This window comes from Brevibacillus reuszeri, assembly GCF_002897295.1.
Taxonomy (GTDB): domain Bacteria; phylum Bacillota; class Bacilli; order Brevibacillales; family Brevibacillaceae; genus Brevibacillus; species Brevibacillus reuszeri_A.
Map to the genome: position 1 here is coordinate 324,901 of NZ_BEXF01000004.1, position 24,894 is coordinate 349,794.

General features: G+C 48.4%; 22 protein-coding genes. 14 read left to right on the top strand and 8 right to left on the bottom strand.

All coding sequences use genetic code 11. The annotated features are described in order from the left end of the window. Positions 1-141 precede the first annotated feature (141 nt). From C3B52_RS09205 to C3B52_RS09240, 8 genes are all read left to right on the top strand, one after another. Positions 142-2,499, top strand: coding sequence for an endonuclease MutS2 (locus C3B52_RS09205; RefSeq protein WP_103105777.1), 2,358 nt, complete (start codon positions 142-144; stop codon positions 2,497-2,499). Between the two features lie 23 nt (positions 2,500-2,522). Continuing rightward, complete coding sequence (locus C3B52_RS09210) at positions 2,523-2,933, top strand: DUF350 domain-containing protein (RefSeq protein WP_103105778.1); 411 nt, start codon at positions 2,523-2,525, stop codon at positions 2,931-2,933. A 41-nt stretch (positions 2,934-2,974) separates the two neighbouring features. After that, entirely contained in the window at positions 2,975-3,295 is a 321-nt protein-coding gene (locus tag C3B52_RS09215; protein ID WP_103105779.1) for a 2Fe-2S iron-sulfur cluster-binding protein, read from the top strand. A gap of 246 nt (positions 3,296-3,541) precedes the next feature. Further along, a complete protein-coding gene (locus C3B52_RS09220) occupies positions 3,542-4,840 on the top strand; it encodes a nucleotide sugar dehydrogenase (RefSeq protein ID WP_103105780.1) in 1,299 nt (432 codons plus the stop codon). A gap of 159 nt (positions 4,841-4,999) precedes the next feature. Continuing rightward, positions 5,000-5,587 (top strand): sigma-70 family RNA polymerase sigma factor, encoded by a 588-nt coding sequence (locus tag C3B52_RS09225; RefSeq protein WP_103105781.1) that lies wholly within the window; start codon positions 5,000-5,002, stop codon positions 5,585-5,587. Next, a complete protein-coding gene (locus tag C3B52_RS09230) occupies positions 5,566-6,345 on the top strand; it encodes a DUF4179 domain-containing protein (protein ID WP_103105782.1) in 780 nt (259 codons plus the stop codon). Before C3B52_RS09225 ends, C3B52_RS09230 begins: the two co-directional genes overlap by 22 nt. Before the next feature lie 103 nt (positions 6,346-6,448). Continuing rightward, a complete protein-coding gene (locus tag C3B52_RS09235; protein WP_103105783.1) occupies positions 6,449-6,649 on the top strand; it encodes a cold-shock protein in 201 nt (66 codons plus the stop codon). 223 nt (positions 6,650-6,872) lie between these two features. Then, positions 6,873-7,418 (top strand): hypothetical protein, encoded by a 546-nt coding sequence (locus C3B52_RS09240; RefSeq protein WP_306418812.1) that lies wholly within the window; start codon positions 6,873-6,875, stop codon positions 7,416-7,418. A gap of 66 nt (positions 7,419-7,484) precedes the next feature. Here the strand turns inward: C3B52_RS09240 and C3B52_RS09245 are convergent, their stop codons facing one another. Both C3B52_RS09245 and C3B52_RS09250 read right to left on the bottom strand, forming a co-directional pair. After that, a complete protein-coding gene (locus C3B52_RS09245) occupies positions 7,485-8,312 on the bottom strand; it encodes a M55 family metallopeptidase (RefSeq protein ID WP_103105785.1) in 828 nt (275 codons plus the stop codon). Between the two features lie 148 nt (positions 8,313-8,460). Continuing rightward, the gene (locus tag C3B52_RS09250; protein WP_103105786.1) at positions 8,461-9,597 is read right to left on the bottom strand and encodes a glycosyltransferase; all 1,137 of its coding nucleotides are present in this window, start codon (positions 9,595-9,597) and stop codon (positions 8,461-8,463) included. Between the two features lie 203 nt (positions 9,598-9,800). On the opposite strand from C3B52_RS09250, the gene C3B52_RS09255 reads away from it, so the two are divergent. Further along, positions 9,801-11,165, top strand: coding sequence for a glycosyltransferase (locus tag C3B52_RS09255; protein WP_103105787.1), 1,365 nt, complete (start codon positions 9,801-9,803; stop codon positions 11,163-11,165). A gap of 86 nt (positions 11,166-11,251) precedes the next feature. Further along, complete coding sequence (locus C3B52_RS09260) at positions 11,252-12,412, top strand: MFS transporter (protein ID WP_235615653.1); 1,161 nt, start codon at positions 11,252-11,254, stop codon at positions 12,410-12,412. A gap of 72 nt (positions 12,413-12,484) precedes the next feature. Here the strand turns inward: C3B52_RS09260 and C3B52_RS09265 are convergent, their stop codons facing one another. The 4 genes from C3B52_RS09265 to C3B52_RS09280 form a co-directional block, all read right to left on the bottom strand. Continuing rightward, a complete protein-coding gene (locus tag C3B52_RS09265) occupies positions 12,485-13,141 on the bottom strand; it encodes a hypothetical protein (RefSeq protein WP_103105789.1) in 657 nt (218 codons plus the stop codon). Between the two features lie 299 nt (positions 13,142-13,440). Further along, positions 13,441-14,259: a hypothetical protein gene (locus C3B52_RS09270; RefSeq protein WP_103105790.1), complete on the bottom strand. Its 819-nt coding sequence runs from the start codon at positions 14,257-14,259 to the stop codon at positions 13,441-13,443. After that, complete coding sequence (locus C3B52_RS09275; RefSeq protein ID WP_103105791.1) at positions 14,252-15,880, bottom strand: hypothetical protein; 1,629 nt, start codon at positions 15,878-15,880, stop codon at positions 14,252-14,254. The genes C3B52_RS09270 and C3B52_RS09275 overlap by 8 nt, the downstream gene beginning before the upstream one ends. Positions 15,881-15,884: 4 nt before the next feature. Next, entirely contained in the window at positions 15,885-17,147 is a 1,263-nt protein-coding gene (locus C3B52_RS09280) for an O-antigen ligase family protein (RefSeq protein ID WP_103105792.1), read from the bottom strand. A gap of 359 nt (positions 17,148-17,506) precedes the next feature. Between C3B52_RS09280 and C3B52_RS09285 the strand changes: the two genes are divergently transcribed. Further along, positions 17,507-19,144 (top strand): putative polysaccharide biosynthesis protein, encoded by a 1,638-nt coding sequence (locus C3B52_RS09285; protein ID WP_103105793.1) that lies wholly within the window; start codon positions 17,507-17,509, stop codon positions 19,142-19,144. A 60-nt stretch (positions 19,145-19,204) separates the two neighbouring features. Here the strand turns inward: C3B52_RS09285 and C3B52_RS09290 are convergent, their stop codons facing one another. Both C3B52_RS09290 and csaB read right to left on the bottom strand, forming a co-directional pair. Continuing rightward, on the bottom strand, positions 19,205-20,056 hold the full coding sequence (locus C3B52_RS09290; RefSeq protein ID WP_103105794.1) for a class I SAM-dependent methyltransferase: 852 nt from the start codon (positions 20,054-20,056) through the stop codon (positions 19,205-19,207). A 20-nt stretch (positions 20,057-20,076) separates the two neighbouring features. Further along, entirely contained in the window at positions 20,077-21,180 is a 1,104-nt protein-coding gene (gene csaB, locus C3B52_RS09295; protein WP_103105795.1) for a polysaccharide pyruvyl transferase CsaB, read from the bottom strand. A gap of 375 nt (positions 21,181-21,555) precedes the next feature. On the opposite strand from csaB, the gene C3B52_RS09300 reads away from it, so the two are divergent. From C3B52_RS09300 to C3B52_RS09310, 3 genes are all read left to right on the top strand, one after another. After that, positions 21,556-22,479 carry a 50S ribosomal protein L11 methyltransferase gene (locus C3B52_RS09300; protein WP_103105796.1) on the top strand — a complete coding sequence of 308 codons (924 nt, stop codon included), beginning with the start codon at positions 21,556-21,558 and terminating at the stop codon, positions 22,477-22,479. Between the two features lie 66 nt (positions 22,480-22,545). Beyond that, positions 22,546-23,721: a thiolase family protein gene (locus tag C3B52_RS09305; RefSeq protein ID WP_103105797.1), complete on the top strand. Its 1,176-nt coding sequence runs from the start codon at positions 22,546-22,548 to the stop codon at positions 23,719-23,721. 169 nt (positions 23,722-23,890) lie between these two features. Continuing rightward, positions 23,891-24,883 carry an LCP family protein gene (locus tag C3B52_RS09310; protein ID WP_103105798.1) on the top strand — a complete coding sequence of 331 codons (993 nt, stop codon included), beginning with the start codon at positions 23,891-23,893 and terminating at the stop codon, positions 24,881-24,883. Positions 24,884-24,894: the final 11 nt, after the last annotated feature.

Sequence of the window (24,894 nt, forward strand, 5' to 3'; positions counted from 1 at the left end):
TAGGGTCATGGCGTGTAAAATTATCCTTCAAACGGTTGGCGTGATATAATGAAAAAATCATAAGGATTGCCGGGTTAAACCGCGGCCTTTAGTCTGCATGAAATGATTGGTCGCAAGCTTGCGGATATAAGGAGGATCAAAGTGGAACAACGGGTATTAAAAACGTTAGAGTACGATAAAATGGTTGCCCTGTTAATCGACAAGGCATCGTGCACATATGGAAAGGAAAAGGCAGCGGAGCTGGTTCCGTTTTTAAGGCTGGATGAAGTAGTGACTGCACAGCAAGGAACGGCTCAGGCTGCAACAGTATTGCGCTTGAAAGGCAGTGTTCCGCTCGGGGGAATTCGCGACATCCGTGGACCCGTTCAGAGGGCAAGACTGAATGCCATGCTTGCTCCGATGGAGCTTTTGGACATTGCCAGCACCATAATGGCGGGACGGAGACTCAAATCGTTTTTGCTGGATATGTGCGATGACCACGAGCTGCCGCTGCTAGAGCAAGAGGCAGAGCGTATCGAAGGCTTGCGTGAGCTGGAAACAGAAATCCGCCGTTGTGTGGATGAGAATGGCGATATTTTAGACAGTGCGAGTATCGAGCTGCGTCAGGTGCGTCAGGAAATCAGACAGGTAGAGTCCAGAATCCGGGAAAAGCTGGATCAGATGACACGTTCCTCCTCTTACCAAAAAATGCTGATGGAGAGCATCGTGACCATTCGTGGAGACCGCTTTGTCATCCCGGTGAAGCAGGAGTATCGTCATGTATTTGGCGGAATTGTACACGACCAGTCTGCATCTGGTGCTACGTTATTTATCGAACCAGAAGTCATTGTAACCATGAATAATAAATTGCGCGAGCTGCGTCTTCGTGAGGAGCGCGAGGTGGAGCGAATCCTCTACGTTCTCACTGAGCAGGTTTCCTTTGCTGTTGAAGCGCTGCTTGAAAGCGTAGATGCGCTAACGGAGCTTGACTTTATGTTTGCCAAGGCACAGCTGGCTTGGAGCATGAAGGCCATTTGTCCGCGTTTGAATGACCGAGGCTACTTGCATCTGAAAAAAGCTCGCCATCCACTGATTCCTCGAGAGGTAGTCGTACCTGTAGACGTAGAGCTTGGCGGCGAATATCAGGCCATCGTTGTGACGGGTCCAAATACAGGGGGAAAAACGGTTTCCTTGAAAACGATCGGACTTCTGTCCTTGATGGCGATGTCCGGGCTGCACATTCCAGCTGAGGAAGAAAGTGAAATGACCGTCTTCTCCTCCGTCTTTGCCGACATTGGCGACGAGCAATCCATCGAGCAGAGCCTATCGACCTTCTCCAGCCATATGACCAACATCATTCACATTTTGGCGAATATGGATGAAAAGAGTCTGGTGCTGTTTGACGAACTGGGAGCAGGAACAGACCCGACAGAGGGGGCAGCTCTGGCAATGTCGATTATTGATCATGTGATCGAATCGAAAGCTCGTCTGGTTGCGACGACTCACTACAGCGAGTTGAAGGCTTATGCCTATGACAGACCGGAAGTCATCAACGCGAGCGTGGAGTTCGATGTAGAGACACTCAGACCTACGTATCGTCTGCTGATCGGCGTGCCAGGACGCTCCAATGCATTTGCAATTGCCCGACGTCTGGGACTGCCTGAGCACATTATCGAAGTAGCTCGAGGCTCCATCAGCGAAGAAGATAATCAGGTGGAAAGCATGATTGCTTCGCTGGAGCGCAACCGCAAGACAGCCGAGGCAGAGCGCCACCAGGCTGAAGCGCTCAGACGCGAAGCCGAGAACCTGCGCCGTCAGCTGGAAGAAGAGCGAGCCCAGTTCGCTGAGGAGAAAAACAAGCGGATGGAGCGTGCCGAGGACGAGGCGCGGATTGCCGTTCAGCTGGCAAAAGAAGAGGCAGATACCATTATTCGTGAATTGCGCGAGATGATGGCAGAAGGCATGGAAATCAAAGAACACCGTTTGATCGATGCCAAGAAGCGACTCGGCAATGCTGTCTTGGAGCTGGAAAAGGAAAAGGTCAAAAAGCCGGCGAAGGCCGTACGTGCGACTCAAATCAAAGTGGGTGATGAGGTTATGGTCACAAGCTTTGGGCAAAAGGGAACCGTATTGGAAAAGGCAGGAAGCGATGAGTTCCTGGTGCAGATCGGTATCATGAAAATGAAAGTAAAACGTGAGGACATGCACGTTCAAAATACGATGCAGCAAAAGCCTCAGGCTGCGCCCTATACTTCTGTCAAACGCAGAAGCGACAATATCAAGATGGATCTCGATTTGCGCGGCTACAACGTAGAGGATGGCATCAGGGAGATTGATCAGTTCCTCGATGATGCTCTTCTCGCAGGTTTGCATTCAGTATCCATCATTCACGGCCATGGCACAGGTGTCCTGCGCAAGGGTGTTCATGAGTACTTGAAGCATCACAGAAACGTCAAGTCATTCCGCTTGGGCGGGCAGGGAGAAGGCGGCGTAGGTGCTACGATTGCCGAATTGAAATAACCAGATAAGTGGGGAGGGGTATTATGGCAAGCCTTCTGCACAATCCATACTTTGCTGCTGCCGCTTATTTTACCGTGACTGGACTGGCGATGATTTTATTTTTGTCGGTGTTTGAGCTGGTGACACGTTATCGGGTTTGGCATGAGCTAAAGCAAGGGAATCTGGCTGTTGCAATGGCAACCGGAGGAAAAATTTTTGGCATCGCCAATGTATTTCGCCACTCGATTCAGGCGCATCAATCGCTTGGTCAGGCGTTGATTTGGGGCACGTTCGGCTTTTTGCTGCTGCTTGTGAGTTACTTCGTTTTCGAATTCATGACACCTACGTTCAAGATTGATGAGGAAATTGCCAAGGACAACAGAGCAGTCGGCTTTATTGCAATGGTTTTGTCCATTGGGTTTTCCTACATTATCGGAGCGAGCTTGGCGCGCTAAAGAGATAGCTTTTCACCTTCAGACTAGGGGAGGGAGAGCAGATGGATCAGGCAAAACAACCTCAGATAGTGATCACCGTCTGGGAAGGGAACAAGCAGCAGCAATTCTATGCGTCGCGCGGGGAGAACCTGCTAATGGCACTCGTGCGTGCCAAGCTGCCCGTATCATTTTTCTGTACGACAGGCAAGTGCAGATCGTGTATGCTGCGCCTGCAAGCTCCAGAAGGCTCTGTCTCCTTCGCGTCTGAAACCGAGCAATATCGACTAGGGAAGGAAGCCCTTGAAAAAGGGTACCGCCTAGCGTGTCAGGTATATCTGAGCGGTCCGTTGACCGTCTATTTGGATGCACCTGCCTCCGTATGAAAAAGAAACCCTTATTGAACGATATTTTAATCAAGAGTATAATTAGGATTTGGCAGAGGCCAAGCCTAGACTATGAGCATGGGGAGGAACCGCCTTGGAAACTTTATACAAGGTCCTCATAGGATTGTGCGTCGTATTTATTGCAGCAGGTGTTTACTACCTGTCGTAGCAGTTTGTAACCTGGCCGTGTAACTATTCGTAGTTGCCTGGACCTTACCTAGAGAACGTGAAAGAGGAGATACGAGAATGACTCAGCCTGTACGCGTAGCTGTTGTAGGATTGGGGTTTGTTGGCTTACCGTTGGCGCTTACCTACGCTATGAAGGGAGCAAATGTCGTCGGTGTCGATGTCGTACCTCACGTTGTTGATGAGATCAATGCGGCCCGTTCCCATCACCTGGAGTCCTATCAGGGAAAGACACTTGCAGAAATTCTTCGCGAGCAAATTGAAGCAAAACGCTTCCGCGCGACGACTTCTTATGAAGAGGCTGCAGCGGAGGTAAATCATTATATTGTAACAGCAGGCTTGCCCGTTCATAATGGCGATCCTGACCTTGGACCGTTGAAAAACTGTGCGCACACCTTGGGGAGCGTACTAAAAAAAGGCGATTCGGTCATGATTCGCAGTACAGTCGTACCAGGAACAACCCAAGAGGTAATCCTGCCTATTTTGGAAGAAGTGAGCGGTCTTACAGCAGGTGTTGATTTTTTCCTGACCTATTGCTCAGAGCGCATTGCCGAAGGACGAGCTTTCGAGGAGTTCATCCATATGCCGCTTGTACTCGGCGGAATTAATGAGGAAAGCGTGGCAAAAGGAAAAGAGCTGCTCTCCTTTATTAATGAAACAGAAATTACGATTTCGGACATTCGCGTTGTAGAAACAGCGAAGGTCATTGAAAATATTCAGCGCGACGTAAATATTGCAATGGTTCAGGAATTCGCCCGTTTTTCCGAGGCGTTTGGCATCGATACATTTGAGCTGATCAAGGTTGCCAATACACATACGCGTGTGAACCTATTGACGCCAGGACCGGGTGTAGGCGGCTTCTGCTTGCCTAATGCACTTTACTATCTCCAACCAAAAGCACGCGAGCTGGACGTGGCACTGCCGCTGATGCAGCAAGCTCGCTGCACGAATGACGCTGTTCCTGAGGTATTGATCGGCATGCTGGAAAAAGCATTGCAAGAAAAAGGCAAGACACTGGCAGGCAGCCACGTAGCTGTTTTGGGGATGGCGATGAAGGACTTCTCCAATGATGACCGTGTCAGCCCTGTTCATGACATGATCAAGCTTCTTTTGGCAAAGGGCGTAGATGTGCGTTCGTACGATCCAGCTGTGCCGACTGTATACGAGCACAAGACAAGCAGTCTGGAGCAAGCAGTCAAAGGAGCAGACGCATTATTCCTGACAGCTGTACAAAAAGAATTTGCAGAAGCAGACTGGGCGGCTATCGCAAGCCAAATGGCTGACTCCCCCATCCTGTTCGATACGAAAAACCGCATCTCGGGCGAATTGCCAAGCCATGCTACGTTGATTCGTATCTAAGCTGCGCAAACGATTCAAGAGACTCTTACCGAAAACTTCTATAAACGTGCTACGGTGCGTTTATAGAAGTTTTTTTTGCAAAAAAAAGTTTGCAAACAAGTGAACGATTCAAAGTGAGAGAGCCAATACATGGTGTATACAATTTCAGGGGGCCCTCCGATGAATGATCAAATGTTGGACATATGGCTGGACCGATTGAGGGATGGAGACCAGGAAGCATTTGAAGTGGTTTACAGCCTGACGCGTACGAAAATCTACGGTACGGTGGCAGCCATGGTCAGTAATAAAGAAGATGTACACGATATCGTAAACGAAATTTACTATCAGCTGTGGAGAGCGTTGCCGAGCTACGACCGCAACAGGCCGTTTCTCTTCTGGCTGAATGGGATTGTCATCAGGCAAGTCAAAAACTGGCGTAGACAAATTTGGAGAAGATTCCGTTTGCTTGAGCGCAAAAACCTCTTGCGTGAAGAACCACATGTCGAGACGCCGGATGAACCTTTGCTGGAAACAGAAGCATCACAAGAAATGCAACGCGCGATTATGGCACTGCCTTTTAAGCTGAGGATCGTCATTATCTATCGGTATTACTACGAGTACTCTTACGATCAGATTGGCGAATTGCTTCAGATTCCATCAGGTACTGCCAAATCGAGAAGTCATCTGGCGTTAAAGCGCATACGAGCATGGTTCGACACCGAAATGGACGGGGAGGAACTCCAACAATGTCTATCTCCAAAAAGCTGAAAAAATCATTAGTAAACCAAATAGAGAAAACCGTGGTACCAGAAGAGCTCGATGAACAAATTAGAGCATCCTTTCATCGCTACCACGAAAAAAAGGAGAAGTTTTCGATGAAAAAAAGAGTCCTAACGATATGCTTGGCTGCTGCTATCTTGCTTCCAACAGGCGTGTACGCCGCACTGAACAGCTCCTCTTATTTTACGGGAGAGAACAATTTGAATGGTCTGGTCAATGAGGGTGTCAAACGAGCGGTAAGCGAGGGTCTGTCTGTCCCGATGGATCAAAAAATAACGGATCAAGGCATTTCCATTCATATTAAAGAAGTGTACGTAGAGGATACGAAAATCCTCATCCATTACAGTATTGAAAAAGAAGATGGAAAGTTGGTTCCTTTTGAATTCGATACAACAGGCCTTGATGTGATCTCGAGCGAGCCAGAGGACGGCAAGTATACGGAGAACCCAACCTACCAGGAAAAAGGCTTAGAAGGATTTAGTGTATTGAGCTTTATCGGAACGGATCGGGAAGACAACCTTCCATACTATTTGACAGATGCTGACGGCAAAGAAATCATTACCGGAATTGCGGATCATGATCGACCAGAAGGCATTCTTGCGTTTGTGACAGATGGAAGCAAGCTGCCGCAGTCGATTACGCTGAACATCGATGCCAATCGGATTGGGAAAACAAAAGGAAGCTGGAAGGGCAAGGTCGTCATCGATCAAAGCAAAGCCAAGGAAGCGACAGAGGTCGCGAAGTAATGAAATGCTTGGAAAAAAGTATAAGAACTAGTTTAGCCGGGGATACTAGCAGGGTAAGACAAAATTTCAACTTCATGTTATGGGTACATGCTAGGAGGCTAAAATGGAACGTGGTAAAGTAAAGTGGTTTAACAGTGAAAAAGGCTTTGGTTTTATTGAGCGAGAGGGCGGCGAGGATGTATTCGTACATTTCTCCGCAATTCAGGGCGACGGATTTAAAACATTGGACGAGGGGCAAGAGGTTACTTTTGACGTAGAAAATGGTCAGCGTGGTCCTCAAGCGACGAACGTTCAAAAAGTATAAAAACGACACCGACAAACAGACTCAGTTGATGAGTCTGTTTTTTTTCTTGGAGAAGTGAACGAATGCACTAGCGCATATTTTGTGCGCGGATATACCATGTCCCACACGCTTTGTCCGCCTTTCGCATTATCATAAGAATAGATGTCTTGTTGATAAAGGAATGAGCAGCATGGCGCGTAATAAGGGCAAGCTAACGGTTATTTACCAAAACGGAAAGAGACGCATGGTTGTAAAAACTCCCTTCGATGGCAGCAAAAGAATCGTAGTTGTGCTCAATAGTCAATTTACAAATGCTCCAAACACCACACAAATTTCAAGTGGGGCGGGACGAAGCAGTGCGGCTGGGAACGATGCGGCTATTGCTTCGTCGAACACAGAGCAACAACAAAGTGTTGGGGCTGGGGGACGTGCGAAAAATACGGGGATGAGGGGCAAGCAATCAGAACCCGGCAAGCATCGGAAGGCAAAAAATGGAAAAGAAGATGTCATTATCATTAACGACCAGGTAGTGAAGCTGGCGAAAAGTCAAAGGGGCGCATCAGCTACACAGGTGGCAGGTGGTGGCGGAACTTACAGCACTGGCGGTACCAATGCAGCGATCGAGAGCGCAAATACAAAGCAGCAGCATGCAGTTGGCGGGGGACCCGGCTCACGAGCATCGAATAGTGGTATGAACAACAGGCAAAAAGAAAGTGCAGGCACGAAAGCAAAGCGAAAAGCAAAAGCCGCAAGAAAACGGCAAGCACGACCGAAGAGAAGACGAAAGTAATGGAAAAAAGGAGAGCAAAGCCAAGGTAGTTAACAAGGCTATGCTCTCCTTTTCGCTTTCTTTCAATTAGAAAAACTCAGCGCCACCAGCAAGATTCAGCATAGCACGCATCGTTGTATACATATCCTGCTGGTTGGCAGCGTTGTAGTACACCGTGTTTGTTTCTGTCTCGTAGCGAGTACCTGGAACAATAGCTGCAAACTCAGCTTGTCCGGCATGAGAGAATTCAATCGCAAGCTCCAGGGGAAGTGCTGTGTGGTACGGCTGGATTTGCTTCACATTGCCAAGCGCCAGAGCAGTTTGGCGTTTCAGCTCGGCAGTGGCTTCCTCGCGGGATAAACAGATAGCTGCTGTCCGTGACACGGCTTCTTTTACGATGGCGGTATGGATGCCAGGAATCAGCTCAGACGCTTCTTTGGCGATGAGGTTATCACCAGAAACCATCACGACAGGAACGTTATACATACCTGCATAAGCAGCGTTAAATCCGAATTCGCCCACGATTTGACCATTGATATACATGTTGCGGATGACACCTGACATGGTGTGGCTGAGAACACCTGGAATACCTTGGCGTGTATGATAGCCGATGAACATCGCTGCATCAAAGCTCTCGTCCAGGCCATGTACCATGGAAGAATCACGAGGCGAACCGGCCAATAGCTTTGCTTTTGGATGCAGAGATTCCCACAAAATATTGTTCATCGTGTTGTGACTGTCAGAAACCAGAATTTCTGTCACTCCACTTTCGAGAGCGGCTTCAATAACAGCGTTAGCGTCAGTTGTCATGAATTGGCGTCCACGCTGATAATTGACTCCGGAATCAGGGTTGATATAGCTGGTGTCAACAATGCCGGAGATACCTTCCATGTCTACTGATAAAAATAGCTTCATCTTTTTCATCCTCTCACATGCGAATCAAAAATCGTTCCAATTCTATGTAACCAGATTGCGAGAAAGTAGGCAACCATGAAAACTGATTCTTCAAACAAAAGCAGCAAGGAAAAAAGCACGACAACGCTGCAAAAAGCGAGTCGTGCTCTTATTGCTTCAATAGCCTGCGGTAGAGGGCAACAATTTTTTCGGTCATTTGCTGGATCGTGAACGTATCCTCGACTTTTTTCAAAGCGCGGCTTGCGAGTCGGTCGCGCAGCTCTTCAGAACCGTACAGCTCTTGCATGGCGCTCGCCAATAAGCCGGGATTGCCGGGTTCGACGACTAAGCCGGTCTCCCCTTGAAAGACGAATTCCTTCACACCACCCACATTGCTTGCGACTACAGGCACCTCCGAAGCCATAGCCTCGATGATTGTGTAGCCAAGCCCTTCGTACAGGGAAGAATGAACAAAGCCGTCTAGCGCATGAAGACATGTTGGGATATCCTGGCGAAAGCCAGTAAACCGGACATGGGACTCCAAATTCAGCTCTCGTACCTTTGCTTCCAAAAGGCCTCGCTCGGCCCCGTCGCCAATCATGACGAGAAAAGGAGCTTTTTCCTCCTCACGCACAACCTGTGCAAATGCATCGAGAAGAATAGGCAGTCCTTTAACCGGAACGAAGCGAGCTACCGTACCGAATAAAAAGACGTCATCGGGAATGTTCCATTCTGCACGCAGCCGGCTTCGATCGGAAGCGCGGCTCTGCTCTTGGCGGTAAGGAGATATGTCCATCCCGTTGTAGATGACACTGACATCAGAGGCAGGAACACCTTGTCCGCGAAGATTTTCAGCGAGAGCCCTACTAACGGCTATATAATGCCGATTCCAGAGTCTGGTTCCTCGTTCCATGGTACTCACGATCACATAGGCAAGTGCGCTCGAATAATCGTAACGCAGGGCACTGTGAACGGTCGTCACGAGGGGCACATTCATACCGCGTGTGGCCAGACGTGAAAAAAAGTTGGCTTTAATTCCATGCGTATGAATGATAGCCGGTTGAAACGAGAAAAACGTACTCCGCAGGGCACGGAGCAATCGTACATCGAATCGACCGAATTGATTCAGTGTGATGACCGTAATTCCTGCTTCTCGCAGTTTGCTCGCAAAAAGAGAGTCATAGAAACAAACTACCGCTACCTCTACTTCGTCGACAGGGAAGGTAGAGACCAAATTCAGTATATGTTGTTCCGCACCGCCAAATTCCCCCCCGCCAATCACGTGGAGGACTCGTAATTTGCTCATGTAAATTCACCCGAATCGTAATAAGAAAACCTCGATCGCAGTGGGCGCATATATAAAAAAAGCGCCTCTGTTCAAGAGGAAAGATATGCCGAAACAAAACAAAGCCATTTTCACTATAGCAGATGCAAGGTAGATTCGCAATAAGACAGCACTTGTGGTATCGTTTATGATGGAAAAAGACAACGTGAAGGACGGTTACAAAAATGAATACGCGCAATGTGTTGATTATATGCTACAACTTCCCTCCAATCGGTGGTGGCGGCGTCCCGCGGCCACTCAAAATGGCAAAATATTTGGGGGAATACGGCTGGGGAGTGCATGTCCTTACAGTCGATCCTACCTACCATGCTACATTAGATCCGTCCTTGCTGGCGCAATTGCCTAGTGAGGTGAAAATTCATCGGGCAAAGGAGATGTCCGTGTTCCCCCGGGGTGGACAAGCACAGCCTGGCACTGCCAATGCCAATGCTGCTGCGGGTGATGGCGCCGCTGCCCCTCGTGCCTCTATGAAGTCGGTACTCAAAAAGCAGCTCGTTCAGGTATTAAAAAAGGCGAAGCCGTATTTGATGATTCCCGATGATCAAATACTGTGGATGCCAGGTGCGCTTAAGCTGGGTCGGGAAATCATGCGTCGTGAAAAGATCGATGTCATTTTTTCGACCTCAGGTCCCGTAACGAATCATATTGTGGCACGCAGGCTGGCAAGTGAGTTTTCTTGCAAATGGGTAGCGGATTTCCGTGATCCCTGGACGCAAAACATGCATACATCAGGGATTGCCTGGCGCGAAAAATGGGAACAGCGGATGGAGGAGCAGGTCATGGCTGACGCCGATGCGGTCACCACAGTCACGGCGACATTTGCAACGAACTTCCTGAAGAAGCACAAGCAGAGGATCAAGCGTATGGAGCTTATCTACAACGGTTTCGATCAGGCGGATTTTGAAGGATTAGAGCCAACCTATGAAGAGCCTGGCAAATTCCATGCCGTATATGCAGGCATCCTATACCAAAAAAGAAATCCTCGTCTTCTCCTGCAGGCGATTCGGGAATTGATCGATGAGGGGGAAGTCAATCAAAAGGATCTCTTGCTCAGCTTTGCCGGTGTCTTCGATTATCCGGGTTATTCCGAAAATCGCGACTGTGTGGAAGCGCTCGGACTTGGTGATAATGTCCGGTTGCTCGGAAATCTGCCCCACAAGCAGGCGCTGGGACTGATGAAGGGGGCAGATGCACTGCTATTAATTGGCGATGTCTCTGCCGATGCTGGTGCCTATATACCGGGCAAGCTCTATGAGTACATGGGTATCGGAAACCCGATCCTCGCGCTGAACAAGCCAGGCGAAGCGACAGAGATCATTAAAAACTTCCGCTTGGGACAGGTAGCAGATCCTGAACAAAAGGATGCGATCAAGCAAGCGTATCTGGAGCTGTACAAGGAATGGAAGATAAGTGGTCAAACGAATGGGGAAGATCGCGGAGCGGACTTTGCCGAGAGGGTTAGACCGTATGAGCGCCGCGAACAAGCGAGACAGCTCGCAAAGCTGATGGATGAATTGATCTCCAAATAAAAAAAGGAAAGCAAGCCTCGGAGCCGCCAGTGGTTGCGGGGCATTTTTTTCACAAAAAACCATTGTGGGTGAGATGAAAGGTGAACATGGGAATCACTAGCTTACGCGCGTACAATTTCTTCTATTTTTCTTTGCTCTCTATCTTCATATCGTTTTTGCCAGTCTACCTCACCTATCGAGGCGTAACACCCGCGCAAATTGGCATTTTGATTGGTGTCGGCTCGTTCATCGGGATATTGTCTCAACCTTTTTGGGGAATGGTAAGTGATCGCTATAAAACGATCAAGCGAGTCATCTTGTTTACACTTGGCTTCTCTATCGTAGCAGGTGTGCTCTTATTTATCTCTGCTCCTTTTTACATGCTGTTTGTACTCGTTGGGGCTATGTACTTTTTCTTGCTTCCGACTGATCCGTTAACCGAGAGTCTTAATTTTCGGATTGCCGAAAAGCACGGAGTCAGCTTTGGCTCTATCCGCACGTTTGGTGCGATTGGCTACGCCACGGCTTCCCTGATCATTGGATGGACGATTGATTTGGTCGGAATGGAGCAACTGGTCTGGCTTTTCCTCGGCTATGGCGTTCTGGCTTTTCTTTTTATTGCAGTAGTCTCTGACGCTCCAGCAAGCGGTAAAAAGCTGTCCTGGCATGAGCTGAAGCAGTTTTTTCTCTATCGCAAAACATTGCGCTTTTTTCTGCTCGTATTGCTTGCAGCAACCCCGCACCGGACGAATGACAGCTTTCTCGGCGTTTATGTGCAAAGTCTGGGAGGGAGCACCGGTGATGTTGGACAGGCATGGTTTTTGGCAGCGATGAGCGAGGTCGCCTTTTTTGCCATCAGCGCCCGGATTTTGAGCCGTTGGAGTGAAATCAAGCTGATCATGGTCGCGTCCGCTCTTTATACGATCCGTTATTTCCTTTGTGCGATCGTGCCGTCAGCCGAGTGGGTCGTTTACTTGCAGCTGATGCAGGGGATTACCTTTGTCATCTTTTACACGGCAACGATTCAATATTTGTACAAAATCATACCGGAAGAATGGAAGGCTACGGGACAAACCGTCCTGGCGGTGTTGTTCTTCGGAATTTCCGGGATTATCGGATCGATTGCTGGAGGCTGGGTCTTTCAGCAATTGGGAGGGTCTGCTCTCTACATGGCGATGGGTGGCTTTTCGCTGGTTGCCTTTGCGTACAGTCTGTTTTTGTGGAAGTCGAATGGCGTAGGCGAACATGTAAAAAATCATATGAATTAACAAGAGAAAAAGCATGACTATTCACATGTGAAATAGGTCATGCTTTTTCTTTATGTTTCAACTTTGTTAACCTCAATTCAATGAATCAGTGACTTTTTTAAGTTCAAAAGATGTTGCCTCTAATAACAAGATAAGCCTATCATTATTAACAATAAAAAAACTTAGAGGTATGCCAAGGTTTGTAGAAGAGTCATTTATTACTATGTATTTTACCTTATCATTTAAATTTATATTTAAAGCATCGGGATCTGTTTTAAATAAACGATAAAACGAGTCTGTGTTATAGCATGTAAAGTTAAGCTTATATAATGGATTCTTGAGTTCATGTTGATAAACATTATAGTTTTTAAGTCCTTTTGATGAAAAGAAGTCTTTTTTGATTATAAATTCATCACCAATAATTTTTTGCCCTGTTGGATATTCAGAAGCATCATTGTATGAATTTGCAAACCCCAAAAGTTTCTCAACTTTCCAAGTTCCATAGAAAGACTTTTCAGTTTCACTATCCAAATTTGTGAATACATCATCACAATATTCAGCGGTATTTTTTGGAATAACGGACTCATCAGTTTCAGATTCATGCTCACTGGTAGTATTGGAAACAGTTGCATTTTCTTCTCTATTATTCGAAGTATTTGAGGTTTTTGGAGTTGATGTTGTTTCAACATTTTCACAAGCTGATAATAGCATCAACATTATCGTAGTACAAACCAATAATCCTTTTTTCATCTTGCACACCCTTTTTTATTTTTTTACTAACCTGCCTCGTTAAAAAAGGACTCATAAAGACTTTGCCACGATAGTCAATCCTCACATTTAGCATAGTAATTCACTCCTATTTTAGCCTATCGATTAACAAAAAGGAACATTCGTTCCTGTTGTAAAAATTATGTTGCGATTTTATATACCAAATGTCTAAAATCCTTGACATATTAATAAAAAATAGGGTACGAGAACCGTTGCGATTCCGTACCCTATTTGTGTTGCAAATTCAACTTTTGTGATGCAATAGAGAACGTCTGACTTCTTTAGTACAACAAATACTTTTCGACGTCTTCAGGCTCACTGAGGTTGATGCCGCCTGTATCGCCGTACTTAAACATGTTGAAATGTACTTGCTGGTCCATCGTTCCTGCTCCTGGCAGTGGCAAAATGATCCAGGTTTCATATTGGTGGATCAGACGATCTTCCTTGCCGAACCAAAACGTGGTTTTGATCGTGGATTCCTTTAGGATGTAATCCAGATCAGGACGGTCGCCGAGTTGCTTTTTCAATGGTTCGAGCAGAGGACTTTTGCTCGTTTTCAACCAATCTGCTCCGGTCATTTTTAATTGGAATGGAACAGAGAGGACACCAATTATTTTTTCGTCAGGCAGCTGAACTGCTTGATCCATAAAGGGCAGCCAGTCATCAAAGCCTGCAAGCACATCAAACGGGAGAGGCTCGTCTGTTGCAGTCACCCAGTTGTCGTTGGCACGGATATAGTGCTTGTCGTTGACGCGATAGTACGAATAGGGCTGAGCTGCGATGCGGGCATCCACATTGTAGCCTTTGCCGTTGATAACGGCACCGCTGAACATACTCGTCGTCGAGCGGGAGAGAATCATGTTTTTGACATGCCCCTTGTACCAATACGTCTGCGCATCTTTGTCTGTTTTTGCTTTCGCTAATGCGTTTTTCAGCCACTCTGCCCCCGATTCGGTTTGGGCTGTGGTCGTTTTTTCGGGTGTGGTGCCAAAATTGGTGGTGGCAAATGCCTTCGTTCCTGACTCGTATGTGCAGCCGCCGAGTAGGGACGCCGTGCAAATGGCAGCCAGCAATGCCCATGCCTTCGTCGATTTACGCATGACGAAACCTCCTTACCACGCCATATCCCAGCAGTCCGACGAAAATGATGATCGTCAGTGTCAGAACCGGAATATGATGCTGCTTGAACACGAGAATGCGATGAGTATTGAAAATGCTGGCGACGATTTCGTTTTCGTTGTCGCCATCAATATCTCCAATTTGTACATTGATCAGCGGCAAGTAAATCCGCCAGTTTTCTTTTAATCCATCAGGTGTGTATTCAAAGCCGGATAAGTAGCGGGATTCGGTAGTGCTGATCCAGCTCTTGGCTTTCGCTACGATTTCTGGCTGCTCATTTCCGCCGATCGTAGCAAAGTTGGAGAAGCGGAAGCTCTTATCCTTTTCGCCGCTTGCCCACTTGATATCCCATATACCATCGGGCATCGGCTTCAAGATGTAAGACGGGGTAGCCGCTACTAACAGCTCATCAACCTTGTCGTTATCGATATCGGCAGGAATGAATTCTCCTGTCGCGAGCTCAGCCTGTTTGCGCGTCAAGGTGTAGGCTTCTGTAAGGGAACCATCTGGCTCTACAACCATTACGCTCAAGTGCTCGCCCATAATGATCAGACCTTCACGACCATCAGGCACCATCATCGTTGTGAGAATTTTGGTTGCTTTTGTCGTGCCTGCAAAAGGCTTGCCATCATAGGTTCCAGTCAACATACCGTCCTTGATATGCAGATCCTTGTAGTTTTTCCCGAGCTCATGGCGAACGTCCATGCTGCCTTTATTTTCTTCTAGCTTATCGGCGATGTTAGCCATGTCCAGCATGAAAGCACGGTAAGGCGCCGTTCCGATTTGCAGCATACCTTCGGCGTACGGCTGACGTTGTACGTTCGGTACGAGCTGATCGTCCTTCATGGTGTAATACGGGAACCCAGGGTAGTCAGTTGGCAATTTTTCCTTGATCAGCTCCAGTGTTTCAGGGGAAATCTGATCATTTGGCATGCGCACCATTTTGCCGTCTTGCCAGGTCAGTACGTAAAGGGTGACAGGCTCAGCGTGCAAATGACGCAGCTTTTCTGCTAATGCTTTCTTTTCTTCCTCTGTTTCCGGTTTCTCTACCTTCTCGGGCAGAGGGAGTTCTTCAGCATTTCCGTAAGTGACGATCTCCATTTTGCCGTCATTGTTGACATCGTACAAGGCCATTGGGAAATAATCGACCCACTCACCGTTGTACAGACGATCGGATTCATATTGAATCGTAAAGTGATTTAAGGCTTTGAGCGTATCTCGATTAAAGGTTACATTCACAAGCACAGCGATGAGCACAAGGGCGCCAACAGCGCGCCAATTCAGACGCCCATACCACTTGACCAGCATTGCCACGACAATGACAGCTACAGCACCGCTAACGACCAAAGTCGCCGTCGTTCGTATGTTTAAGCGAGTCAGGGCAAGATCCAAAAGCAGGAAGCCGATGGTAAATACGAGCATCTGACGCCGTTCCGACGGGCGGATAATATAGTAGCAAAGAGCGAGCAAGGGTAAAAATAGGAGCAAAGCGATCCAGCTCAAATCAAGGAACGCTGGCTTGACGAGCAAATGGTAGATCAGAAACAGGGCAATGGCGTACAGCGCCCAGCTCACTGTGGATAGAATAGGATTGCGGCGCATGGGTTCACCACCTTTTTGATTGTGTCTGGTCGGCAAATAAAGCGCAAAGGAAGCCACCAAACAGCCAGAAATAGAGCGCCATGAATGGCACCTCGAAAATGTTTTCCGCGAAATTGTGCGCAGCTACTGCGACCAGTCCCCCGAGTACACCAAGGACAGGGAAGAAATGCGGCGAGCCGTGCATCTTGCTGACCGCTCGTGCGCTGTAGCGGAGCATGGAGAGGATCAGACCAACCAGCATAATGGTCCCGATCAATCCGTATTCTGCCAGGCTCTTGAAGAAGTAGCTGTCGGTGTAGGTCGTTCCAAAGCGTCTTGCCGCAACGGCTCCACCATGGTGGCCAAGCCCAGCCCCAAAGAGCGGCTCCACCCGCATCTGGTCATACGCTTTGCCCCAACGTTCGACACGACCGCCTTGACTGCTTGCATAGAAGTAGTCAGAAGTAAACAAGGTAAAGATACGATTTTTGACAGTACCTACCATCGGAACCGACTCAGGTACAAAGAACAGGGCTACCACGCCGATGATCCCAGCCAGAACGAGATAGCCTGCGATCCGTTTTTTCCAAATGTAGCAGCAGACAAAAATAGCAAACGCCAGAGCAAACCAAGCTCCGCGTGAGCCTGTCAGAAGCAAAGCGAGCAATGAGGTCAGTGTGATGGCAGCCCAGAGCCATTTCTCTATGGCTTTGGGTGCTTTCATAAACAAGCCCGCTGCAACCGGCACAATCAACGCCATGTAGCTTCCCAGAACGTTCGGACTGGTGACGAAGGAAAAGGCACGCGTAGTAATCGCTTCGCCCTCCTGTACCCATGCTTCAGGTGTTTTTACGCCTACCACAACCTGCAAGACACCGTACGCACCAGCTACAAAGCCGATCAGCACAAGTCCTTTCAAAAGCTTGTCCAGATCTTCAACAGACTTTAATAAATAAAAGCCCATTAAAAAGGCGATCAGATACTGGTAGACAGAGCGGAACCCTTCCACACTTGCCTGCCAGTTTGTCATGTCCGTAACCGTCAAGGCCAGACCCAGGACGAAAAAGGCGCTGAGCAAATGCTTGATTCCAGGCATGGTTCGATTCGTTTGCAAGAAAGCACCAAACGTAAACACCAGCAGGATGATGAGCAGAGCCTCATCCCAAAAAGACGAAACGACTGGAATCGGTAGAATTTTCCGCATGACAAAATCAATTACCGGATAGGCCAATAACAAATACAACCACGTAGTTGATTGGCTTCCCCACTTCAACACGGTTTCTCTCATTTTGATTGTAGTCCTCCTACACGCAGGGATTAACCCATCCATTATAATGAATACTTCATCCAAGTAGCAAGCCGGGCGGGAAAGAGGTTGGTAGGAACGCTAGAAATAAGATATGATAGCAAGTGGTTAAAGCTGTTCACATCAGGCTGTCCCCAGTATTCCTGTCAAATTCCATCGTTATACCTGTTTGCTGGAACGGTAATTTGATAGTAGGATAGAGAGTGGGTTCATGTCGATTGTGGCAAGCCTCATCGTTTGGGATATAAGAGGATGTTCAAAAAAGTCCGGGAAGCATCTATCGTATCGGGGTGTCGACGCATTCCCTTTTTGAACGGGCTCGATAAGCAAAGGAGTTACCCATGCTGAAAAAAAGTCATTTTCTCGCAGGCGCGTTAATTTTAGCCATTGCGGGGATTTTGTCAAAAGTGATCGGGATGTTTTATCGTATCCCGCTCCAGGAAATCGTAGGTGACAATGGTCTTGGGCTCTATCAGGAGGTTTATCCGCTTTACCTCACCTTCCTGATCCTCGCTACAGCGGGTGTGCCAGTGGCATTGTCCAGAGTAATCGCGGAAGCATTGGCCGAAGGAAAGCAGAATTCGGTCGGACAGATTCTTGCTCGCAGCATGGTTATGATGGGGGCAATCGGAATTGTCTTGTTTGCCATCCTGTACGTGAGCTCTCCACTGATTGCCAAAATGATGGGCAATCCGCATCTGGTGGAGCCGATCCGCGCCATATCGCTCTCCTTGCTGTTTGTTCCATTGATTGCGGTCATTCGCGGTTTCTTTTACGGTCATCAAAAAATGCTGTATGTAGGTCTTTCCCAAATCGTAGAGCAGACGCTGCGGGTGGCTTTTATCCTGATTGCGTCCATGTATCTCGTCTCACTCGGAGAGGATACAGATACGGTCATTACGGGCGTCAATTTCGGCACGATGATCAGTACGCTGCTCAGTCTCGGTTTTCTGGCGCTTTTAATGTGGCTGCATAACCGGAAAAGCTCGGTATTTACAGGAGCACAGTGGGGGAGATTGGACTATTGGTATGATCGCTCCTTCTTCCAATCCATGTGGCGTATTGCCTGGCCGATTTGTGTCAGCGCGCTAGTGATTCCGATCTTTAGCTTGACCGACTCGTTTCTTGCGATCAACATATTCCGCTACATATGGAATGTTGATGGATTGACGGCAGATACGTGGTTCGGGATTTACAGCCGGGGTGGTCCACTGCTCCAAATGGCGAGTTTGTTTGGTTCCTCAATTGCTCTCTCGATCGTGCCTGCTATCGCTGAGGCGAAGAGACAAAGGGATGAGGAGCGCGTCACGACGCTTACCAAGCTGTCACTGCGTTTCGCATGGCTCATTGGTCTTCCGGCAGGTCTCGGTCTCACAGCCGTGGCTGAGGGCGCCAACCTGGCTCTGTATGGAGACATGGAAGGGACACGCGCAATGGCGATTCTAGGCGTCACGGCGATTCCGTTGTCATTGCTTTTGGCTACGAACGGGATTTTGCAAGGAGTAGGCAAAGAAAAAATTCCTGCGCTTCATTTGTTGTATGGTGTTTTGGTCAAGGTCGGAGCTACGCTGTTATTTACCTCGTTCCTGGGGATGGATGGTCTCTCGCTCTCTTGGCTGTGTGCGACAGCTTTTGTATGTGTGCTCAATATGCGCGCGATCAAAAAACTCGTCGTTGTACCTATCAACTGGCGTTTTGACACATTGTATCCACTTCTGGTAGCCAACCTGATGCTGCTTTTGGCATGGGGTGCTACAGAGGCAGTCGGCTTTTTGCTCGCGGGCAAAGAAAAGGTGCGTCTCTTGGGAGCAATGGAAACGATGGCAGGGGTAGGAGTAGGACTGTTCGTCTACCTGGGACTGTTGCTCCTCATTCCGTTGATTGAAGACAAGGAGCTGGATTGGCTGCCGGGTGGCAATAAATTGCGCAGCTTTATGAATACGATCCGTAAGAAGCAGACTTCATCGAAAGCTCAATAACGAAAAGCCCCTTCTCCAGATCATCAGGAGCAAGGGGCTTTCTGCTTTCAGGTTCTGCTGCTATTTTTCTTTTCGGTAGACACATACGACCATTTTGACAAAAAACTCACGGAATCCAGGAATGTTTGCCAATCCTTTCAGCTGATTGCGGAGAGGGATTTCCCGCTCATAGACAGCAGGCTGCACGACGCCTTGCTGGATTCTACGAAACCGCTTGATCGTCATCTGGTTGATGTAGGAGATCGTGTCGCTGCCATCAGGACGTTTGTCAAAGCGGAAGGCAATCCGATCAGAACCGTCTGGCAGATCACGTACGAGTTGTTTGTAAGCATCGATCAAGGCTTGCTCCGAAAAGAGCGCGTGGACCCAAGGTATTCCGATCGCATCGGATAGATGCGCGCCGTATGGATGGTAGTAAGGCGGGAAATTAATGTAGAGATGACCGCCTGGCTTCAGGACACGGAAGCATTCGTCCAGCGTTTTTTCCGGCTCGCCGACGTGCTCCATCGCGTCATTCATAATAATCGTGTCAAAGGTGTTGTCTGCGTAGGTCATGTTAGCTGCATCACCAGTCACAAAGGAAACGACGTCCTCCAGCCCTTTTTGCTTGGCAAAGGCATTCCCTTCCTCAGCATAGTGAGGAACGATATCGATCCCAATCATTTTCTTCGGGCCAAAGGTAGCGTAATAGCATGTTTTGCCACCACCGCCACAACCGATATCTAGGACTGTTTTATCTCTGAACATTTGCTCTTGACTGTGAAAGGGGAGGAAGAATTGAATGGTCTGATCCCCTTTTTGAAATTGCCATTCCGTATAGCTCATATCCCCGTTGTTTGCGAGATTGAATGGGTGAACGGGGAGCGGAAACAACCGATTCATTCCAATTAAAACTTGAGAGGAAATGGACATGGATGAGTCCTCCTTTCCGATCAATGTTTTTTGCGAAGCGCTTGAAGCACCAATTCACTGCTTTTCGCAGCTTCGATTTCGAGTAGATGGGAGTGCTCTGTCACGATCTCGACTTCCTGTTCGAGCTTGTCCAGTCGCTGGGCGAGTAGGGTAAGCAGGGAGGCTTCATCCAGCTGCGTGATATGACCGGCATTTGGCATACCTGCTCGTTCTACAAAACGATCAATTTTTGGATCGTAGGATATGCCGATAAAAGGAGTGCGAAGCATACAGGCGAGAATCAGGGAATGAAGTCTCATGCCTACCACATAGTCACACTGCTTTAAGACGGACATGATATCATGGAAAGTAACAGAAGCATCGAGCAGACGGGCTCCTGGCTGTTCCATCTGTTCCATGATTTCACGAGAAGGAGCCAGATCGCTAGGCACATGCATAGGCAGGAACAAGACATTCCAGCCACGCAAAATGAACCAATCTGCCGCTTTGGCGATTGTTAGCTTAAACTGCTGCTCCTGCTTCCAGTCACGCACGGAAATAGCAACAAGCGGCTTCGTCGGATCAGCAAACATGCCGTCGAGCAGTTCTTTGCCGCGCTCATCCGAGATGTCGTCAGGTGAAATCGTGAGAGCAGGGTCAGCCGTTATATGAATGGGCGCTTTTTTGACGCCACAAGCTTTGAAGTCTTCTCCTGACTCATAATCGCGAACTGTGATCACATCAACGCGATTTACGACGCGCTTGATCATGGTGCGACTGAGAGATTTGAGGATGGGTCCAAACCCCTGTGCGTAAAAAACCACGGGTTTGCCCAGTAGCTTGGCAATGGTGACGATGCCCAGGTAGTAGAGAACGCTACGTGGACTGGTTACGTCCTGCATCAAGGTTCCGCCGCCCATTACAAGCATGTCACTTCGCGAAAGCTCGCGGACGATGGTTCCGAAGCTCCAGCGGTTAAAAGCCTCAATCCCAAACAATTCCGCCGTCCGATCAGGCTGATTGGATAAGACGGCCAAAGAGATATTCGGTTGTTCTCGCTTGAGGGAGCTGATGATGCCGTAAAGGACCACATCGTCTCCGGCATTATTAAAGCCGTAGTACCCGGAGATGAGAATTCGCGACATGGAGTGAACCTTCTTTCTATATCAAACGTACAGGAAAAATACATTCTCAAGTATAATCGAGTAAACAAGGGGAAGTAAAGCAACCCTAAAACAAATAGAGGAAGCCCATTGCGAACATGCCGATGCCGAGAATAATCAGGGCAATCATGACAAAGTAAAGTCCTTTGTTTTTACGGCGTCGGTAAAAAAATTCGTCGAACATGGTTAACCTCCCTGCGGTAAAATAGTCCATTCTACTATCATACCATGTATCCTATCATCCTTGCCATCCGCAGATGAAAGTAAGAGAATCTCTACATAAGAAAGTACGCTTCTCGCTGCAATAGGCTTGTGACAGTTGAAAGTAGAATACATGAAAAGGAGCGCGAAGAAAGCATGGAAAGCATGTGGCTAAAATACACCCTACTAGTGGAGCCGGATATCGAAGACTTGTTTGTGGCAGAGGTTTTGACCAGTCCGTATACGTTAGGCTGGATTGAGCCGCAAATTGAGGTGCTCACGACAGAAAATGGATATGATTATGCCGAAAATACCGATGGCCCTGTCGTCGGATACTTGTTTGAGCCCGAGCATGATAGCGAGGAAGAGCATATAGCAAGACTCAAAGACTACCTAACACGTTGGGGATCCAAGGTAACCGTAAAAGAGGTGGAGCTGGTTCCAGAGGAGAACGACTCGTGGAAGGAGGAATTTCGGGAAGTGCAAATCGGCAATTGGTGGGTAGCGCCGACCTGGACAGATCCAGCCCTATTGGAAAAAGCGGAGCATGTGCTGTGGATTGACCCGGGTGCGGCATTCGGTACGGGCTATCATGGGACGACGCAGGATATGCTGCTCTTTTTGCAAGAGCTGGAGCTGACAGACAAAACGGTGATCGATATTGGTGCAGGCTCTGGCATTCTTACCTTGTACTGCGCCTTGAACGGGGCGAAGCAGCCAGTCTGGGCAGTCGATATCAATTCCCAAAGCGAATACCAGGTACGGGTCAATGCGTCTAACAATCATTTGCAGCAGGAAGCCGTTCAGGTTGTAATCGGGGATGCACAGCAACCGGCTGTCGCGGACCAGCTTCCCAAGCAAGCTGATTTGATTTTGGTCAATATCGGAGGGGATGAAAATATCGCGATGCTCCCTGTGATCTCTGAACGAATTTCTCCAGAAGGACTTGTGATTATGTCCGGAATCGTTGACTGGAATCGTGAAGCTGTTCTTGCAGCGTACGATGAAGCCGGCTTTACAGCGGCAGGAGAACGTCACTCAGACGAGTGGGTCACCATTTTAATGAAGCGAAAAGGGTAGAGCCATTTGTAACTCACCTATGAGACAATAGAGAAAATACGCAATCATAATGGAGGGGGAAACGAGATGGAGCATGTAGTCATTGCTGCTGCCGGACGGACGCCAATTGGCACGTTTGGTGGGGTCCTGAAAGATGTAAGCGCTCGCAAGCTGGCTGAAACGGTCATTCGCGGAGTATTGGCGAAGTCGGGTGTAGAGGCAACTCAGATTGACGAGGTTGTCCTCGGAAATTGTATCCAGCGGTCGGATGAAGCGAATATCGCTCGTGTAGTGGCCCTTGACGCAGGTCTTGGCAAGGAAGTAACAGGTTACACGATTCAGCGGCAATGCGCGTCTGGCATGCAAGCGATGGTCAGCGGAGCATCGCAAATTCTCTTGGGTGACAGTGAAATTGTCATCGCTGGGGGAGTAGAGAGCATGAGTAATGCGCCTTATGTGCTAAAAAATGCGCGCTGGGGCAAAAGGCTCATGCACGGTGAAATGACAGACGCCATGTGGGATTTGCTCACCGACCCCCACCATAAAATCTTGATGGGTGAGACGGCGGAGCGACTGGCGGATCGCTATGGCATCACTCGCGAGGAGCAGGACGAGATTGCTGTGCGAAGTCAGCATAATGCGATTCAAGCGATTGACAACGGGTATTTCGCGGAAGAAATCATCGGAGTTCCTCTCAAAAAGCGGAGCGAGGAAACGCTGATTACCCAAGACGAGTTTCCGCGCCGCGGGGTAACGATGGAAACACTCAGCAAGCTGAAGCCAGGCTTTCGCGACAACGGCTCGGTAACAGCAGGGAACGCCTCTGGATTAAATGATGGGGCATCAGCTACGATTTTGATGAAGGAGAGCAAGGCGAGAGAGCTGGGAATCACTCCGCTTGGAAAAATCGTTTCCTGGGCGGCTGCGGGAGTTGAGCCTGACCTAATGGGCTACGGTCCAGTCCCTGCTGTCAAAAAGGCGCTTGCCAAAGCGGGAATGACCTTGTCTGATATCGAGCTGATCGAGGTCAATGAAGCATTTGCCGCCCAGTACTTGGCTGTCGAAAAGCTGCTGGAGCTCCCAAGAGAAATTACCAACGTAAACGGAAGCGGCATTTCACTCGGACATCCGGTCGGGTCCACAGGCTGCCGAATCGTCGTTACCCTTTTGCATGAGATGAAGCGTCGCCAGCTCAAGCGCGGTCTGGCTACCATGTGCGTAGGTGGCGGTATGGGTATGGCAATGGTCGTGGAGCGATTCTAACGATGCAATACGTTTAAATAAGCCCTCCCCTGTTAAAAATGGAAGCAAGCCCCTGTCCTGCTGAACGAGCAAGGCGGGATAGGTTTTTGTTTCTGTAAGCGGGTTCCAGTCATTTTCTCGTGTAGAAAAGCCGACTTTTGAACTCGCAAGATAAGGGGGAGGGTTTTTTGTGTTCTTTCTATCATTTTTAAAGCGTTATAAAAAACAGATATTCTTCCATACGTTTTCCTGCCTCCTTATCGGAGCTTTGCTGGTAGTAGGCTACAGTGCGTATCAATACAAGCAGATGACGAGCAACTGGTATATGCCGATCGAGGGATCTGCCAAAGAGACAGCCAAAGAGGCTGGCGCTTCTTTGCCGCCTCGCGATCTTTTGACTGGCACAGAGCCGTTGAAGCCATTTGTGGTGCTCATGCTTGGTGTTGACAGCCGGGACGGAGAGAGGGCGAGATCGGATACGATGATGCTGGCTGCGATTCATCCTGCCAAGCAATCGGCCTACCTCATTTCTATTCCGAGAGACAGCTATATGGAGCTGCCGGGAAAAGGCTTTGACAAAGTCAATCACGCAATGGCATTTGGCGGACCCAAGCTTGTAAAAGAGTCGCTGGAGCAATTTCTGGATATCAAAATTGATCGCTATGTCTCGGTTGATTTTGACGGGTTCCGGCAAATTGTAGATGAGCTGGGCGGTGTCCAGATCGATGTGAAAAAGCGCATGAAATACAGTGATCCAAGCGATGGAACCTACATCGACATACAGCCTGGACTGCAAACTCTCTCAGGCGAGCAAGCGCTGGATTATGCCCGTTATCGCAAAAGTGACCTGGGGAAAGAGGACAGCGACTATCAACGAATTTCTCGTCAGCAAGAAATTCTCAAGGCTTTGGCAAACAAGGGAGCTTCCGCGCAGACGTATTCCAAAGTATTTTCCCTGATGGAGATTATGGGCCAGCATGTGAAAACCGATTTGACAGACCTCGAAATAGCTTCACTGCTGCTCTCTTATGGTGATCCGACACCGAATGCCATCAAGACTGATACGCTGGTGGGGCAAGATGAGAGAATTTGGCATAATGGAATACTTGGCTGGTACCATCTGGTTCCAAGTAGCGAACGGGAACGAGTCCAAAAGAAAATCGTCAAATCACTTACGCCATAGCTCGATGACTA

Excerpts from the sequence above, each read along its gene's own strand:
- C3B52_RS09210 (WP_103105778.1), top strand. The coding sequence starts at position 2,523 with ATGGCAAGCCTTCTGCACAATCCATACTTTGCTGCTGCCGCTTATTTT.
- C3B52_RS09215 (WP_103105779.1), top strand. The coding sequence starts at position 2,975 with ATGGATCAGGCAAAACAACCTCAGATAGTGATCACCGTCTGGGAAGGG.
- C3B52_RS09220 (WP_103105780.1), top strand. The coding sequence starts at position 3,542 with ATGACTCAGCCTGTACGCGTAGCTGTTGTAGGATTGGGGTTTGTTGGC.
- C3B52_RS09225 (WP_103105781.1), top strand. The coding sequence starts at position 5,000 with ATGAATGATCAAATGTTGGACATATGGCTGGACCGATTGAGGGATGGA.
- C3B52_RS09230 (WP_103105782.1), top strand. The coding sequence starts at position 5,566 with ATGTCTATCTCCAAAAAGCTGAAAAAATCATTAGTAAACCAAATAGAG.
- C3B52_RS09235 (WP_103105783.1), top strand. The coding sequence starts at position 6,449 with ATGGAACGTGGTAAAGTAAAGTGGTTTAACAGTGAAAAAGGCTTTGGT.
- C3B52_RS09240 (WP_306418812.1), top strand. The coding sequence starts at position 6,873 with ATGGTTGTAAAAACTCCCTTCGATGGCAGCAAAAGAATCGTAGTTGTG.
- C3B52_RS09245 (WP_103105785.1), bottom strand. The coding sequence starts at position 8,312 with ATGAAGCTATTTTTATCAGTAGACATGGAAGGTATCTCCGGCATTGTT.
- C3B52_RS09250 (WP_103105786.1), bottom strand. The coding sequence starts at position 9,597 with ATGAGCAAATTACGAGTCCTCCACGTGATTGGCGGGGGGGAATTTGGC.
- C3B52_RS09255 (WP_103105787.1), top strand. The coding sequence starts at position 9,801 with ATGAATACGCGCAATGTGTTGATTATATGCTACAACTTCCCTCCAATC.
- C3B52_RS09260 (WP_235615653.1), top strand. The coding sequence starts at position 11,252 with ATGGGAATCACTAGCTTACGCGCGTACAATTTCTTCTATTTTTCTTTG.
- C3B52_RS09265 (WP_103105789.1), bottom strand. The coding sequence starts at position 13,141 with ATGAAAAAAGGATTATTGGTTTGTACTACGATAATGTTGATGCTATTA.
- C3B52_RS09270 (WP_103105790.1), bottom strand. The coding sequence starts at position 14,259 with ATGCGTAAATCGACGAAGGCATGGGCATTGCTGGCTGCCATTTGCACG.
- C3B52_RS09275 (WP_103105791.1), bottom strand. The coding sequence starts at position 15,880 with ATGCGCCGCAATCCTATTCTATCCACAGTGAGCTGGGCGCTGTACGCC.
- C3B52_RS09280 (WP_103105792.1), bottom strand. The coding sequence starts at position 17,147 with ATGAGAGAAACCGTGTTGAAGTGGGGAAGCCAATCAACTACGTGGTTG.
- C3B52_RS09285 (WP_103105793.1), top strand. The coding sequence starts at position 17,507 with ATGCTGAAAAAAAGTCATTTTCTCGCAGGCGCGTTAATTTTAGCCATT.
- C3B52_RS09290 (WP_103105794.1), bottom strand. The coding sequence starts at position 20,056 with ATGTCCATTTCCTCTCAAGTTTTAATTGGAATGAATCGGTTGTTTCCG.
- csaB (WP_103105795.1), bottom strand. The coding sequence starts at position 21,180 with ATGTCGCGAATTCTCATCTCCGGGTACTACGGCTTTAATAATGCCGGA.
- C3B52_RS09300 (WP_103105796.1), top strand. The coding sequence starts at position 21,556 with ATGGAAAGCATGTGGCTAAAATACACCCTACTAGTGGAGCCGGATATC.
- C3B52_RS09305 (WP_103105797.1), top strand. The coding sequence starts at position 22,546 with ATGGAGCATGTAGTCATTGCTGCTGCCGGACGGACGCCAATTGGCACG.